The organism is Nocardia sp. NPDC006982 (genome assembly GCF_042869435.1).
Lineage (GTDB): Bacteria > Actinomycetota > Actinomycetes > Mycobacteriales > Mycobacteriaceae > Nocardia.
Genome location: NZ_JBIAFV010000003.1, coordinates 633155 through 648804, shown reverse-complemented (window position 1 = coordinate 648804; position 15650 = coordinate 633155). Strand labels below are relative to the sequence as shown.

Here is a 15650-nt window from a genome sequence, read left to right as displayed (position 1 = left end):
CGGCTGCAGGCCAGCGACCTGTACGTCCACACCTTGGATATAGGGGGTGCTTGATCTCGCGGAAATGCCGCATGGTCACGGTATCGTTGCCCCCTTGATGGCAACAGAGGCGACTGCATGCTGCTTGTCAGATGTTCCTGTCGCAGTGGGCGCGAGCTGACCGATGACGGTTTTCCGGTAGCCGCCATTGACCTTGCTGATTTGGTCCGGGTAGTCCCTGGTCAGGTTGTTCAGGTTGTCGACGATCTGCTGACTGAATGCCGCGTCGTCGATGGTGCCACCCTCAGGCACGGTGTAGAGCAGCAGGACGTCCGATGTTTTGCCGATGTAGCTAGTTCGGCCGAGGTTGATGGCGGTGCGATATGAGAACAGGCCCGTGACCTCCACGGAGGAAGGTCACGGGCCTGCTGGTCCTACCCGGGGCACGTCGTTGGGACTACGGGTCGGAGTCCGGTTATCGGTTCTTCCAGTGCGGGGCGCGTTTGGCGCCGAACGCGAGAAGCCCCTCCATCATGTCCTCGCTGGTCAGGAGGTCATCCAGACCCTGCGAGGGATGGTCCACAGCATCGACGACATCGCTGATGCCGGCTGTCTCGTTCATCACCTGCAAGGAGACGCGCACCGATGTCGGTGACGCCGTGAGTATTTCGGCGGCGAGTGTCCGGGCCTCGTCCAACGCGGTACCCGCGGGTGCGACGCGGTTCACCAGACCAAGTTGGTGGGCCCGCGTCGCCGAGAATTTCCGACCTGTCAGGATCAGTTCGTTAGCGATCTTCGGAGGAATCGCCCGAGGCAGACGTACAAGACCGCCGGCGCCGGCGATCAGCCCCACCCGTGTTTCGCTGAGCGCGAACTGGGCCGCTTCGTCTGCGACGACGAGATGGCAGGCCAGAGCTATCTCACAGCCCCCACCCATAGCGAATCCGTTGACCGCGGCGATAACAGGCTTGGTCATATCGCGGCGGCTCGTCAGACCCCCGAACCCGTTCTTCGGTATCCACACCATCTTGCCGCTCGCCGAGTAGCGCAAATCGTTTCCAGCGCAGAAGGATTCGGACCCTGCGCCGGTGATGATCGCGACCCACAGCTCCGGGTCGGCGAAGTAGGCGTCGAAGATCTCGTCGAGTTCCTCGTTGGCCTCGGGGGTGAGCGCATTGCGGACCTCGGGCCGGTTAATCGTGACCTCCAGCAGGTGGCCGTCGCGGTGGACACGCGCATATTTGTAGTCATCACGCAAGGACCGAACCCGTTGTGGGAAAAGCTCATTCATGCGCTCCTCGGTCGTCGTGACCACGTTGCCGGGGCCGAACGACCGAACGAATACTGACCGGCCGACAGGATCGCCTTGCGCGAGCAGGGGGAGCAGATCGGTGTCCTCCGGCGCTGCGGTGGCGAGGAACCGGCTGCCGTTGCCAAGACGTCCGATGACGATGCCGCTGGGACCGTGACGGTCGAACTTGACGGTGTAGGTCTCGATTGTGGCAAGGCCGTCGGCTCGGATGACGACATCGACCGACTGGTTCGAGTCCAACTCGGCTTGCAGCCGAGCGTTGTCGTCCGCGCGCCACTCGGTGGGAACGGTCGAATACACGGCAGCCGAGTACTTGCTCAAGGTACCGCCGTTCGCGCCGACCAAGCCGTAGGTCCCGGGTGCGGAGCGAAGGCGCGCAACCGTTTCCGCGACGGCATGCATCGAATAGTTGTTGCCTGCGCCGCCGAAGAACGGCAGACCGCCGGTCACGGTGAGCCCGCGCGGATCGTCTGCCGTGAGGCCGAGATCGTCACAGATTGCTGACACCGCGATCGGAAAACAGCTGTAGAGGTCGATCGTGTGGAGCTGGTCGACACCGATCGCCGCCATCGCGAGGGCGTGCTCGGTCGCCCGCGTGAGAGCCGGTGCTCGGCTCAGGTCGGGCCGCTCCAGCAGGCCCTTTTCCCGTAGGTCCGCATGCCCGTGTAGGAAGACCCATTTGTCTTGCGGGACACCGATTTCTCGGGCTGCTGCGACCGACATCAGCAGAACTGCCGCACCTTGGTTGACCTGATCACGAGCGACCAGATACCTGGTGTACGGCTCGGCGATCATCCGGTTGCGCTCATCGACTGTGATCAGTTCATCGGCGCTGCGCTCCACCGGCGCCGCCGCATAGGGATTCTTGCTCGCCACACGGGTGAACGGGGCGAACAATTCGCCCATGCCGCGGTTGTATTCGGTGCGAGACATGCCGAGCCGCGCGCGGCGCGCATTCTCGAACAACGCGTATTGGCTGGGAGCGTCCGTCAATCCGTGCATCAACGCGTACCGGGTGATCAGGCCGCTCAGACCATAACCGCGGTCCTCGAGCTGACCACCTCGGTGCTCGGTGAAGTCCGGACGCTGCTCGGATTTCGCAAGATGCCGGGCCGTGGAGATGGCTTCCGATCCGAAAATCAGGGCCGCCTCGGAGTTCCCCGCGGCGATGGCACGGGCGAGTTCGGTAATCAGATGTTGTGGGGATTGCCCACCGCTGACCTCGAGGATCGCTCGGGTCGGCTCCGCGCCCACCCGGTCGGCCACCGACCGGGGGTAGTTGTCGGACTTGCCGAGCGGCGCGGGCGCTCCCGGCGTCGAGATCTCGAACTGCCGCACGCCGGCGACGGTGTCGACGCGCGCGGCGACCGCGGCGGTATCGGCGCCGGTGTCGGCGAGTGCCCGGCGTGCCGCCGCTGCGGCCAACTCCACAGCTGACAGCGCTCGATAGTCGGGGTCGTCGATGCGTTCGGCAGCCTGGCCGACACCGATGAGAACCGGTGTGCGCGGATGGATTTCGTCGATGGGAGCCACGTCAGGCTTCTTCCGCGTCGATGGTCGGCTCGGTCCAGGTGATGACGGCGTCGAGTGCTTCGATGGTCGATCCGTCCACCCGCAGTGGGTTGATCTCGAGCGATTCGAGATTGTCGCCCAGCGCGAGGGCGAGATCGCCGACCCGGGCGATCACGGCCGCAACCGCGTCGAGGTCCGCGGCGGCGGTGCCTCGCACGCCCTGCAATAGGGCTTTGCCACGCAGTCCATCCAGCAGCGCGCGGGCCCGGTCGGGGGATACCGGCAACCTGGCCAACGCCGAGTCGCCGAGAACCTCGACGAAGACACCGCCGATCGCCACAGCGAGAACTGGACCCCATTGAGGATCGCGGACCACCCCGACCAGCAGTTCGATTCCGCCGGTCCGCATCGGAGATACCAGTACGCCCTCGACTCGGGCGGTCGGTACCTTGTCGGCAGCGGCAGCCGTGACCCGCTGATAGGCGGCAGCGACATTCTCATCGCCGTGGATGCCCAACGCGACACCACCGATGTCGCTCTTGTGCAGGATGTCGGGCGAGGCGATCTTCAGGGCGACCGGGCCGCCGAAGCCAGCCGCCACCTTGACCGCGTCCTCCGGGCTCGTAACCAATTCGCTTGGGATAACTGGGATTCCAGCTCCGGTCAGCACGGTGCGTGCAGTGGATTCCGACCACGCGCCGCTGCGTTCGGCGGTGATGGCCACGTGCACCGGCTCGATGGCCGGGCGGTCGACCGACACCGACCGGATGGTTTCGGACCACCAGGCGAGGTTGCGCAGCGCCACGACCGACTGCCGCAAGCCTGGGATGAGGTGGTCGATTTCGGCTTCGGCCAGAACGGATTTCGTGAAATCGGTGATCGGCTGAAGTACCTGGTTGACGAGGGTCACCGGGGTGGCCGCGGCGGCGGCGCCGATGGCATTGAGCATGTACTGGGCCGGATAGGGGTTGCCCTTGGATTCCCATGGAGCGCCGTTGATGACGGCCACGACACCGATCGCCGGGTCCGCGGAGATGGCCTCGATGGCTTTGGTGAAAATCGATGGGTCCATGACGGCAGCGCCGGTGACATCGAGCGGATTCTGTACGGTTCCGTAGTCCGGCAGGATCTCCCGCAGCCGATCCTGCGTCGGTAGCGCCAGTTCGGGCAGCTGGGCGCCGAGATCCTCCGAACGGTCGGCGACGATGTCGCAGGCGCCGCCGGAGATGGAGACCCATCCGATGCCCGGCTTGTCCAGCTGCCCCAAATTGGCCGCAGCGCTGGCGGTGATCATCATGTCCTCGATCGAGTCGACCCGGATGACGCCGAGCTCGCGGAAGACCGCATCGATGGTGCGGTCGTCGCCGACGAGAGCGCCCGTATGGGCCGCAGCGGTCCGCGCCGACAGCTCACTGCTGCCGGCCTTGAGCACAACGATCGCCTTGCCCGCCGCGGCGGCACGCCGGGCGGCCGCGGCGAAAACCTCGGGCTCGCGGATGGTTTCCATGAAGATGGCGACGGCCTTGGTCGCTTCGTCGTCGACCAGGAAGTCCAGTACGTGACCAGCGGTGATCATGGCCTCGTTGCCGAGGGTGACCAGATAGGAGAGGTCGGCGTCCGCCGTGGTCGCGAAATCCACCATCGCGGAGGAACTGGCTCCGGACTGTGACAGCAGAGCGATATTGCCGGCCTTGCGCGGCAGGCCGGGCACGGGCGTGACAGGCACCTGGTCGATGAAGTTCGCGAAACCCAAGTGGTTCGGGCCGAGAACAAGCATGTCGAGCGAACGGGCGTGCGCGACCAGCTCTTCCTGGGCGCGTCGGCCTTCTGCTCCCGCCTCGCTATAGCCGGACGACAGAATGACGGCATTGCGAATACCGGCCGCGGCCGCATCGCTGAGTGCATCGAGGGTTCCCGCCTGGGGCACCTGCATGAACGCGACGTCGACCTCTTGCCCAATGTCCGAGCATGTCGGCACGGACGGCTGCCCGTGGACCGTAACCCCGCGGCGGTTCACCAGAAACGTGCGATCGGCGAATCCGAAATTGGCCAGGTTCATATAGGCGATAGCGGAAAACATCGACTTGTCCGACGCCCCCACCAGCGCCACGCTGCGCGGACGGAACAGGGTCCGCAAACGGTCGGGGGTGATGTCGCTGCTCATCGTTGGGCACGCTCCTTGCGCATTCATGACATTGACGACGGGCCGTTCTTCCAGGCTCATACACAATTACCGAACGGATCCGTTCGGTAATGCGAGCACCAGGCTATGCTGAACGGTGCCGTATGGCAATAGGCGGCGCGCGGCGAAACGAACGAACTATGGAGGTCGCTACATGACCACGACAGGACCCGGCCGGCGGCGCGACCCCGGCGTAGACCGACGGGTGCTCGAGGCGGCACTCGAGTTGTACGGCGAGGTCGGCTGGGGCGGGTTCAATGTCGAGAAGGTAGCCAAACGGGCAGGGGTCGGGAAGGCGTCGATCTACCTGCGCTGGCCGACCGGTGAAGCATTGCTCATTGATGCGCTGAACCGGGTCGGGGGCATCGAATACGTCGAAACGGGCGATGTGCGAACGGATCTCGTTCATCTCGCCGAACAGGTGATGCAGGGGTACATGGGCTCAAGAGGTCGTGCGGCGATGCGGTTGGCCATCGAGGCCGACCAGGTGCCCGCGATCGGCCAGCGATGGCGGGTCGTTCGTGAGTCACAGATTGTCGCGGCCCGGGCGCTCGTGCGCCGAGCTATAGCGCGAGGTGAATTGTTGCCCGACACCTCGGTCACCCTGCTGCTCGACCTGCTGTGCGGTGCCGCGACTATGCATGTTCAGGCAACGCCTGTGCATTTGCAGCATCAGTTGCCCGAAACGGCGTCACGCTACATTCATGAGCTGGTCGATTTTCTTCTTCGCACCGTCCGTGCGAAAACTCCTGCGGTGCAACGCAATTAGCGAGCTCCGTTGGCGAACGGTCCGGCCGGGGTGGTCGCGCCGACGGGCCGGGCGGTGAGTGCCCGTTCGACAATCGCGGGCAAGCGTAGTTCGATCGCCGCCAGCCGTTCTCCCTCTTCGGCGTTGAGGTCCTGGTTCAAGAGGGCAAGCAGTAGGGTTGGGCCTATTACGTCCTCGAGCACGGCGAAGGGGTCGATGTTGTCCCGCTGCTCGGCTCGGGCGGCATCGACGATCCGGTCGCGCAGGACTTGCTGCGCAGGTTCGAGCAAGCGGCGCCGGTAAGCGTTGAACAGCCCTGGCACAGAGTCGGCGTCCAGGTGGACCCGCAGGTGGGCGCGGCCGCTGCCTCGGGTGAACATGCGGAAGATGCCGGTGGCCAGTTCCAGCAGCCATGCCTGCAGCGACTGGACGGGCCGGTCCTCCAGTAATGGAAACCCCGATGCCACGAGTGCCTCGATCAGCAGCTCTTCGCGGGAAGCGAAGCGCCGACCGACGGAGTCACGCGACACACCGCCCGCGGCGGCGACGGCCTTGACGGTGAAGCCTGCCCAGCCGTGCTGTGCGTAGACGACGCGCGCGGCTTCCAAGATGCGCGCGTCCGCGGTGGGATCTCGTGGCCTGCCCGCCACCCGTTGGTCGGAGTGGTTCTTCACAGGCACCTCGAATTGCTCGACCATGTCCGTCCTATCACTGGCACCTCATGCCGCGCCGAACCTGTCACAGGGTGGATCAGCAGACCTGCGGCCAGGCCCAGATTACATACGTCTCCGGTCGGTAGCCGTGAGGCATCGTCCGGCAAACTTCTCCACGAAGGGGGTTGCCGACACGTTGTGCCGGTAATACCATGTGGTTGCCGGAGTCACAGTGGCGTGACCACCGCGCTCAAGCGGGAAGGCAGGAAGGAGGCTGCGTCGTGCGCGAGCATCGACGAACAGCCCTCGGCTCGCAAATCGAGGCCGATACACATCTATAGCCCGCGTCTTCGATAGCACCGGGCTACGCAAGACGCTCTAATTCTGAATGAATTCGGCGCGCCTCAATTATTAGGTGGCGCCTCGATCGAGATACCCGCACCAAGCGTGGTGGAGGCCCCGGATCTCCGCACGCTCGGATGACTTGCGTCTTTATCCGACGGGCTCGGTCCGAACAAGCACCCCTCATGTCCAATCGCTGTCATTCAAGGCAAGACGCGAACGAGAAGAAGCTACCGCAAGGCAGATACAACCGTGACCAGATATTCCGTTGCCGCCGAGACCGTGCCGGCAAGCTCAGATGGCCTGCCCGAGCCGAGCGCCGTGCAGTTGCGTGCGCTGCTCGACGCACAGCGAGAGGCATTCCTTTCCCAAGGGCCGCCGACCATCAACCAGCGTCGCGACCGGCTCGACCGGCTGATTCTGATGCTGACCGAGAATGCCGATGCCTTCGGGGCAGCGCTCGACGCGGATTTCGGTCATCGCCCCGGCATGGTCAGCAAGATCAGTGACATCGCGGGCGAGCTGGGCGATATCCGCCTGAACAGGGCGCGTCTGCGCGCGTGGATGCGCCCGACCAGGCCGATCCCGGGCTCTAGATTGCTCGGCATCGGCAGCAAAGTCGAGCGAGTCCCATTGGGCGTCGTGGGAATCATCGGCCCATGGAACTTCCCCCTGGGCCTGGTCGTGGAACCCGCGGCGGCAGCCCTCGCAGCCGGCAACAACGTGATGATCAAGTTCTCGGAAGTTACCAGCCGAACCGCTGCCCTGTTCGTGGAGAAGGTCGCCGAATACTTCGACCCGACCGAGGTCGCTGCGGTGACCGGCGGTCCAGCGGTGGGGGCGGCATTCAGCAGCCTGCCCTTCGACCACCTGTTCTTCACCGGCTCCCCGAAGGTTGGCGCTCTGGTTGCGGAGTGCGCCGCGCGCCAGTTGGTACCGGTCACCCTGGAGCTCGGCGGCAAGAATCCCGTAGTCGTGGATCCGGGAGCGGACATCACACGTGCGGCCGACCGAATTATGGCGGGACGGCTGATGAACGGCGGCCAGGTCTGTCTGTGCCCCGAGCTGGTTTACGTGCCCGAGGATTCGATGGCGACGTTCATCGATGTCGCGCTGAATCGGGCACGGAAGATCGCGACCTCCGACGGCGGACACGTCTCCGTCGTCAACGACGCGAACTTCAAGCGGCTGGTCGCAATCCTCGACGACGCACGCGCCAAGGGGGCCACTATCCGCGAGGCGTTGCCCGGCGAGCCTCCGAACCCTGCCACCCGGAGAATCCAGCCGGTCATCGTGACCGACTTCGACGAGGACATGCTCATCGCGGACGAGGAGATTTTCGGCCCGATTCTCATGGTCCGGCCGTATCGGACGATCGACGAGGTAATCGACTACCTCGGCCCTCGGCATTCGCCGCTCGCCGCCTATTGGTTCGGCCCCGAGAACGAGGCATTCCGCAGCTTCACACGACGGGTTCGCTTCGGTGGGATGACCGTCAACGACGTGGTCCTGCACGCCGGCATCCCGCTGCTGCCATTCGGCGGAGTCGGCCACAGCGGCTCGGGCGCGTATCACGGCAAACGCGGATTCGAGACCTTTACCCATGCGAGGGCGACCACTGTGAGCAGGCTTCCGGCCTCGGCGGGCGCATTCGTCACCCCCCCTTTCGACCGTCGGACCAATGAGCTGGTCAACGGAATGCTCGCCAGATCGGCCAAGGCGGCACGGCGCAGGCTGCGCCGTACCACCAGGTCGTGATCGGCATCGAAAACAGGAGAACAGATGAACACGAAGAACACGAACAACCCGGGCACCTCGCCAGTGGCGCTCGTCACCGGCGGAGCCAGCGGAATCGGGTTGGTCGGCGTTGAACGCCTAGCCGCGCGAGGCTATCGCATCGCAGTACTCGATCTCAGCGAGGAGGCACTGAAAAAAGTCGCCGACCAGTTCGGCGATCGAATCAGCACCTTCGCCGTGGACGTCGCCGACGCGGACGCGGTGGCCGCCGTCGTCGGCAAGGTCGAGGACGAGCTCGGCCCGATCGAGCATGTCTTCGCCTGCGCCGGAGTCGCCCGGGTCGGTCCGACACTGTCGGTCGCCCGCGCGGACGTCGACCTGATGACACGTGTGAACTACGGCGGCATCGTCAACCTCGTCTACGCGGTGATCCCCCGGATGCTCGAGCGCGACCGCGGCGAATTCGCGGTCGTCGCATCGCTCACCGGTATCGTGGCACCGCGCAAGATGGCCGCATACGGTGCCACCAAGGCAGCGGTCATCGGCTTCCTCGAATCGCTGCGCTACGACATCGCGGATTCGGCCGTGAAGCTGGCATGCGTGTGCCCCGAGGCTGTGAAAACCCCCATGGCGACCGATTTCTTCGCGAACCCGGACAACCGGGGCAAGGCATTGAAGTCGGCGATCACACCCGAGCAGGTCGTGGTGGCGGCCGAGAAGGGCTTGGCCCGTGGCCGTTTCCTCGTACTCCCCGGGCCTACGTCGAAGTTCGCCTGGCGCATCCAGCGATACCTGCCGCGGCTCACCCGGGCGATGCAGTCGAGCAACGCCTTCGACCTCGTCTGACCGACGGGTTTGCCGGAGAACGCAATGGTCTGCTGTCTACTGCTCGCACGACTGCTAACGGCGCTTCGTGAGTTCGTCGACCCCACGACGCCACGGGTCGCCCGGGTTCCGTGGTTCCACGGTCGCCTTGTCCTGCCAGCTCTGGCCGAGATAGCTATCGGGGCGCTCATCGTCATCGTCATCGCCCAATGGGGACCGCGTGCTCAGGGGCGGCACGCCGGGCATATGGGCATGGCGATGTCGAATGAGTCTCCCGCGACACCGCTGTTCGACAACCACGTCGTCTGGATGGCGTTGCTGTCCTTCGCATCGACGCTGGTCCCGCTCGCGGTAGTCTGCTCCGCCGGGTCGACACTTCCCTGGATCCAGGCGCTGCTGAACCGCCTTCCGTTGACCTTGGATGCGGTGGTCTGGGTTGCCATCCTGCTGGTCTGGCATATCCCGAGTCTGCATAGCGCCGTTGTCGGTTCCGGCATCCGGATGACCGGACTGGTGCTGCTGACGGTCGTGGTCGCCCTGCCGATCTGGTCTCGCGTAGCGGAACTCGTCACAACGAAGCCCGCCACTGCGCCATTCAGGGAGTCGATGCCTCTGTTGCTGGCATTCGAGATAACGATGCTGTTCGGTGCGGCCCTCGCACTCAGCCCGTCCAGCTGGGTTATGGGTCCAGGCGTGGCGCCACTGCAGGAGCAGCGCCTATCCGGAGTCGTCATGCTCACGGTCGACATCGCCGTGTTTCTATACCTGCTACACCGTCGCCGGCGCCTCGAGAACCCGATCTCGCACAGTTCCGAGTTAGCGCGGCGGCCCCTTCCCGAAGGATTGTCATGACTGAATCTCTTACGGCGCAGCGGCACGAATCCGGTACCGATTCCTACGCATTGCCGCAACGATCACGGCTCCACGGACCGGTCAGCACGCGGCGACAGCGCCGTACCTTGACCGCGTACGCGGTTCTGGCGTTGTTCGGATTCCTGCCGTCGGTGTTCGGGTTGGGTACCGGGTGGCGGGCATTCGGCCTCGGTCTGGTGCTCCCGGGCGGCGGTTTCCTGCTGCACGGCCAATGGGGTGTGGGTGCCTGGCTCCTGACCCTCGCTGTATTCGCGATATCCCTGGTTCTTTGGTTCGGAACCGGAAACATTATTGCCCCCATCGCGGTCTGGTTGGTCGGCGCCGGAGTGGCTGCGGGGTGGTCTGCCGGGGATCCCCGTCCCGGGAATTTGCCGGCCGCCGCCGTGGCCGGGATCGTCGCGCTGTGCGCGATGCTCGCGGCGCTGCTGAAGCGGCGAGCAGTGCTGAAAGCCCGCCGGCAGCGCACCGAACGAGAGGCGTATCTCCCCACCGAGGTCGCAGCGTTCAGTGAGCGACGTGTGCCCGACGCAGTGGGTGTGGGCGAACTCGATGAGCGCCAGCTATCGCACGTTCGTTGGCTGCTGGACCTTGGTCTCCAACCAGTCGGAGATTACAAGGGCTTCGACATCATCGAGCAGTTCCAGCCCTCGGCGCTGCGATATCAGATCAATCACGCGCAGTACGCCCTCGCGCAGGTGCAACGGCACTACGTTCCGAACTTTCACGGCTACATGTCGCGAGCGCAGGAGAACCTGATCGAGAAGCTTGCCGAGCCGAAGGTCTGGGGATACTGGCGACTGGAGCGACTATGGGGTCGGCTCAGCCTGCGCTATGACCCTGCGGCGAGTGAGAACATCATGTTCACCGGATGGTCGGGGATCTGTCTGAACACCTACAGCGCGACGACCGGAAGTAAACGATTCGCAGGCACCGAGGCGCTCGAGTTCAGGCTCGGGAATTCGAAGCAGAAATATCGGCATGGTGCCGCATCCTTCAATCGCTCGCTGCTGGAGAACTTCGAACGGGCTGATCACACGCTGTTCCCGTGCGAGCCGAACTGGACCTACGGCGCGTGCAATTTCTACGGGATCAACAGTGTCGCATCGTATGACGCCGCGTTCGGGACGAACTACTTGCCGGCGCTCAGGGAGCCGTTCCTGCGCGGGCTGCGGGAGGAGTTCATGAATCCTGCGGGTGATCTCGTGCCGTTTCGCTCCGACCACCTCGGGTTCGGGCCGCCGGCGAGCACAGGGGCCACGCTCGCTCAAGCCGCAGGATGGGTGCGGCCGATCTATCCGCAACTGGCGGAGACGGTGTGGGCCGTTTTGTGTCGCGAGGTGTTGCAACTCGAAGGCGGGGGACTCGTGCGGTATCTCGAGAAACCCATGATGGCCGACCCAGGAAATTACCGGAATACCGGGCTGTGGTGCCGCGCGATGCTGGCTTTCGCCGCCGTCGAGCTCGGTGATATGGACGTGGCGAATGCCGCCTTCGAGGCAATCGAGCGGTTAAATCAGCCCGTCGAGAAGGACGGTTCGCGCAACTACGCGATCGGCTCGACCTTCGGCAACACGATCGCGGCGCACGCTCTGGTCAATCGCCCCGGTGACTGGTCTGCACTGATCACGCAGCCGGTCTCGCCGACCACCCTCTCCGGCCCCGTCCTGGTCGACGTGCAGTACGACGAGGCCATGGTCGCGCGTGCCGTAAGCGACGGGCACGACCTCGAGCTCATACTCCATCCGGCGCCGCGTGCGATGTTGGAGAGCGACACCGCATTACTAGTCGAGCGCCTTCAAGCTGGCCGGACCTACCGCGTCACCACACCGGGCCGTGTTTTCGACATCAACGCGGACCAGACTGGCAGCGCAAGGATGACAGTCCACATAAGCGGCCGCACGCCCGTGCATGTGCAGCCAGTCTGAAATGCCATAGCACTCAGCGAATTGCGAAGTCCAAGGCCGCTCGACCAGCATCAATGGCTGGTCGAGCGGCCATGGACGGCAATGCCTTCGCGCTCTTCTACTCGGGCTGTTTCAGCGGTCGTCCGACGATGAACGACGGATCGTAATCGACCATGCCGGTCTTGGTCGCGCCGCCCGGCGATCCCAGGTCGTCGAAGAATTCGGCATTCGCGTTGACGTAATTGCTCCACTGATTCGGGGTGTCTTCTTCGAAGAAGATCGCCTCGACTTGGCAGACAGGTTCGCAGGCACCGCAGTCGACGCACTCGTCAGGATGGATGTACAGCATGCGGCCGCCCTCGTAGATGCAGTCGACGGGGCATTCTTCGATGCACGCTTTGCGCCCGTACGGACCTGCTCTTTCCCCATCTACCCGACCACCAATGGTCGCGATCACACCTGAGCGCAGTTCAAGTACTAGGTCGACCGCCCGCGCCCACTTTCCGAACACGGCCTGGTCGCCAGGCCGTGTTCGTCGAGGCGTACTTCAGATTCGCTTCAGCCGAGCCGATCAGAGGCTGGCTCGAGCCGTACGGCCATCCTTCCGGTGAGCGAGATGTTCGCGGCTGCGGCACCGCTGGCGTCTGCTCTGATGATTTCTTGGAATGCGCCGTTCGTGATAACCCGGTACTCGCCGTGGGCGACGAGCCGACCGAACTGTAGCGTCCGTGAGCCTGTGGTAGTACCGGGGTACACGACAAGGTTCAGGTCGTCGCCTGAGCTGATCGCCTGGGCCACAAGAACTTCGGGATAGTCGGCGGTGTCCAGAACCGGACCGTGCAGTGCTGCGGGGGCCGGAGGCTGCGTCAGTACATTCCGCCACGAATTGCGCCGCATCAGCCTGGCTTGGATAAGAGTCGCCTCGGTCAGCGGTGAGAAACCGTAGCTGAGTACTCCTGACGCGTCGATCGAACGACGTTCGTGGGCATCGAGTTTGCGCAACACCTCCGCCGCGACCTCGTAGTCGCCCATTTCATTGGCCGCAATCAGCAGGTAGGGCCACCAACCTTCGCGGTCCTGTTTGTAGTTGCCCGCATCGATGCCTTTGCTATCCGATTCCACGTTGATGGGCTGGTCGCCACTCTCGATGACTTCCCGGCGCACGAACGCCCAATACTGTTCTGCCAGATCCGGATACGACGGATTGAGGGCCATTGCCACAGTGGAGTCCGGTACCGGGAAGGGGACAGTGAGGCCGGTGTACGCCGAGCGCAGAGCGATCATGGTGCCGTCGGGCGTGATGAACTCCTCCCGCATCCGCTCGCGGAAGTCGTTGCGGATATCCACCTCCCACCTGGTTCCGAATGCTCGGTCGTGGGCTGCGAGAGCATTCAGGCCCCGGAAGTTGCAGCCGGTGTAGATCCAGTTGGGTTCACACGGGTAGAGCAGGAATTCTTGATGCTCGAAGTTGTCCTTGATGTTTCGAACGATGCTGTCGAGGTTGTGTGGAAACCCCCGCTTATCGTCGAGCTTGAAGGTGAGTGCGCCCGGCTCACAGTAACGGGTGTCTCCGGTCTGCCCCGTATACAGCGCAACCTGCAGACCGTAATAGCCGGTCAGCATGATGTTGTCCTTGATGGCGGGGTCGGGGTTCAGGCTGAAGTTGCCCCACGCGTTTTCGTACCGCCAGTACTGCCAGACCTTGCGATGCAGGTACAGCTCGATGAGCTGGCGCTGTGCACGGTCGAGGTAGCCGCGGAAGTTGGGCGTGAACTCTGCCTGGCTCATCGTCAGCGTGTAGCCGAGCTGGTTGATCTGGTAACGGATTGCCGCTGGCTGAAACTGATCGATTTTCGAGTAGCGGGAGAAATCACCATAGGGCATGAGCGCGATGTCGAAGGCATATCGGAGATGAGCCAAGTCGTCCGGCGACATCTCCCGCGGAGCGGAGGGTGCCTCATCGGCGGCCGCCGCTCGTGCCCGAACTTGTGTGAGGACTTCCGGCAGGTAGGCATTACGTTCGGCGCGCCGAACCGCTGCCGCGCGCGCCCGTTTGAACGTCAGCGCCCGTGACGTCACGACCACAGCTCCGACGGAACCGGCGGCGAGCCACACCCCTGGCATCCAGACATTTCCGTCGGCCAAGGGAACGGCTATGAGCGCCGTCGCGACCCACAGGCCAACGGGTGCGATGACCATGCCGGCGCCGAACCACGCGACGAAGCTGACTGCGAACAGTATGAGTGTCAGCGGGAACAGGACGAGAACCCAGCCTCCTGCCGCCAGGAACCCACCGCCGGGCACCCAGGTTCCCGCGCCGAAAACCTGCACGCTCGGCGAACCGATCGCCACGGCCAGTGCACCGGCGGCCGCGAGCACAAGGTAGGCGATGGCGGCCCGACGTTTGCTCTTTCTGGTCGATCTTCCAGAGCTGGTGGGTGCGAAGACACCCGTGCGCTGCGAGTCTTCGACTTCTTGCACAACATTTCCTTCCGATGAAGCGAGTTGGTCAAATAGGGAGTGGCGTCGGTAGGCGACCGAGCGGATTCCACTGTGTTCCTTGGCGTTTCAGAAGTAGGGCCATGGCGATAACATCCGCGGCGAACATGATCAGACCGGCGAGGACGCCGTCCGTCCTGCCGACCGAAAGCGCGCTCGGGTCGAGAATCAGGACCAACGCGAGGATCGTGGACGATTCCATCGCGGCCAACAGTCCGGCTAGATATCCGATTGTCGTGAGCGTGGGCCGCTGCCAGAGGGCCATCCAGAACATGAGGCCCGGGACCAGCATGCTGGTGGGAAAGAGGGCACTGCCGATCGGCGCGTCGACGGGTATGGCCCACTGTGAGTGCCAGTACCACAGCGCGAGACCGCTACCCACGCCACCGACGAGTACCAGCGCACTCGTGCTACGGGCGGAATCGGCGCGCGCGGATTGCCGGTAGACCAACCATGCGGCAATCAGTGGTACTGCCAATGCGTAGAACTCGATGATTCCCATCCGGACCGCGTGTGAACTCGGATTGCTCAGCGCAACCAGTTGGGCGATTGCAAACGCTGGCAGTGCGACCGTCGCGGCGCGCCAGCCGATCTGTCGGTCGGCCGCGATGGTGACTGCGATCCCGACCACGCAGCTGCACAGTACCGCCACGACCCATCCGCCGACGTGTGGATGTGAAGCAGATGCCGGACCTTCCATCGCCGCATGGTGGTGCGGCCCTTGCACGCCTGGCATTGCCATACCTGGCATGGCCGCCGTTTTGGTTGACAGAGAACCCGGAACGAGCAGCTTGGCAATCAAGACAGAAATGGCCAACTCGACGCCTGCGATCACGAGCACGAGGACGCGGCGTTGGGGAACCTGGCTGGCTGGTCGGGCGGGGTTCGGTGTCCGTGAGCACAGCCGTGCGATCCATGACAGCGCATACAAGAGCGCGGTGCAGCAAGCCATCTCAGCCCTTCGGTATGATTAGTATAACTAGGTTAGTAGCTAGGTGTGCGCTACGGCAAGATGCGTTGGATGCAGTTCCGGAGGTTTTTGGTGTTCTCGCTCGGTATGTCCTGTTGAAACGGTACCGAACGC

At 64.0% G+C, this 15650-nt stretch carries 12 protein-coding genes; 5 read left to right on the top strand and 7 right to left on the bottom strand.

Annotation, left to right across the window (positions count from 1 at the left end; all coding sequences use genetic code 11):
* Window positions 1-75 precede the first annotated feature (75 nt).
* From ACFYOW_RS16385 to ACFYOW_RS16375, 3 genes are all read right to left on the bottom strand, one after another.
* Window positions 76-387: a hypothetical protein gene (locus ACFYOW_RS16385; protein WP_387288593.1), complete on the bottom strand. Its 312-nt coding sequence runs from the start codon at window positions 385-387 to the stop codon at window positions 76-78.
* Window positions 388-454: 67 nt separating this feature from the next.
* Window positions 455-2824: an acetyl-CoA acetyltransferase gene (locus tag ACFYOW_RS16380; protein WP_387288591.1), complete on the bottom strand. Its 2370-nt coding sequence runs from the start codon at window positions 2822-2824 to the stop codon at window positions 455-457.
* 1 nt (window position 2825) lies between these two features.
* Window positions 2826-4967 carry an acetate--CoA ligase family protein gene (locus ACFYOW_RS16375; protein ID WP_387288590.1) on the bottom strand — a complete coding sequence of 714 codons (2142 nt, stop codon included), beginning with the start codon at window positions 4965-4967 and terminating at the stop codon, window positions 2826-2828.
* A 172-nt stretch (window positions 4968-5139) separates the two neighbouring features.
* Here ACFYOW_RS16375 and ACFYOW_RS16370 point away from each other — a divergent pair, with 172 nt between their 5' ends.
* Window positions 5140-5754: a TetR/AcrR family transcriptional regulator gene (locus ACFYOW_RS16370; protein ID WP_387288588.1), complete on the top strand. Its 615-nt coding sequence runs from the start codon at window positions 5140-5142 to the stop codon at window positions 5752-5754.
* Here the strand turns inward: ACFYOW_RS16370 and ACFYOW_RS16365 are convergent.
* Entirely contained in the window at window positions 5751-6431 is a 681-nt protein-coding gene (locus ACFYOW_RS16365; protein ID WP_387288586.1) for a helix-turn-helix domain-containing protein, read from the bottom strand. The genes ACFYOW_RS16370 and ACFYOW_RS16365 overlap by 4 nt on opposite strands.
* Before the next feature lie 579 nt (window positions 6432-7010).
* Between ACFYOW_RS16365 and ACFYOW_RS16360 the strand changes: the two genes are divergently transcribed.
* The 4 genes from ACFYOW_RS16360 to ACFYOW_RS16345 all read left to right on the top strand — a co-directional run bounded on the left by ACFYOW_RS16360 (window position 7011) and on the right by ACFYOW_RS16345 (window position 12088).
* Window positions 7011-8486, top strand: coding sequence for an aldehyde dehydrogenase family protein (locus ACFYOW_RS16360; protein ID WP_387288844.1), 1476 nt, complete (start codon window positions 7011-7013; stop codon window positions 8484-8486).
* Window positions 8487-8510: 24 nt separating this feature from the next.
* On the top strand, window positions 8511-9311 hold the full coding sequence (locus ACFYOW_RS16355) for an SDR family NAD(P)-dependent oxidoreductase (protein ID WP_387288584.1): 801 nt from the start codon (window positions 8511-8513) through the stop codon (window positions 9309-9311).
* A gap of 9 nt (window positions 9312-9320) precedes the next feature.
* A complete protein-coding gene (locus ACFYOW_RS16350; RefSeq protein ID WP_387288582.1) occupies window positions 9321-10142 on the top strand; it encodes a hypothetical protein in 822 nt (273 codons plus the stop codon).
* Between the two features lie 404 nt (window positions 10143-10546).
* Window positions 10547-12088, top strand: coding sequence for a hypothetical protein (locus ACFYOW_RS16345; protein ID WP_387288580.1), 1542 nt, complete (start codon window positions 10547-10549; stop codon window positions 12086-12088).
* A 97-nt stretch (window positions 12089-12185) separates the two neighbouring features.
* Here ACFYOW_RS16345 and fdxA read toward each other — a convergent pair whose 3' ends face one another.
* From fdxA to ACFYOW_RS16330, 3 genes are all read right to left on the bottom strand, one after another.
* Complete coding sequence (gene fdxA, locus ACFYOW_RS16340) at window positions 12186-12512, bottom strand: ferredoxin (protein ID WP_387288842.1); 327 nt, start codon at window positions 12510-12512, stop codon at window positions 12186-12188.
* 113 nt (window positions 12513-12625) lie between these two features.
* On the bottom strand, window positions 12626-14182 hold the full coding sequence (locus tag ACFYOW_RS16335) for a hypothetical protein (protein WP_387288578.1): 1557 nt from the start codon (window positions 14180-14182) through the stop codon (window positions 12626-12628).
* A gap of 394 nt (window positions 14183-14576) precedes the next feature.
* Window positions 14577-15197 carry a hypothetical protein gene (locus tag ACFYOW_RS16330; protein ID WP_387288576.1) on the bottom strand — a complete coding sequence of 207 codons (621 nt, stop codon included), beginning with the start codon at window positions 15195-15197 and terminating at the stop codon, window positions 14577-14579.
* Window positions 15198-15650 lie beyond the last annotated feature (453 nt).

Excerpts from the sequence above, each read along its gene's own strand:
- ACFYOW_RS16375 (WP_387288590.1), bottom strand. The coding sequence starts at position 4,967 with ATGAGCAGCGACATCACCCCCGACCGTTTGCGGACCCTGTTCCGTCCG.
- ACFYOW_RS16370 (WP_387288588.1), top strand. The coding sequence starts at position 5,140 with ATGACCACGACAGGACCCGGCCGGCGGCGCGACCCCGGCGTAGACCGA.
- ACFYOW_RS16365 (WP_387288586.1), bottom strand. The coding sequence starts at position 6,431 with ATGGTCGAGCAATTCGAGGTGCCTGTGAAGAACCACTCCGACCAACGG.
- ACFYOW_RS16355 (WP_387288584.1), top strand. The coding sequence starts at position 8,511 with ATGAACACGAAGAACACGAACAACCCGGGCACCTCGCCAGTGGCGCTC.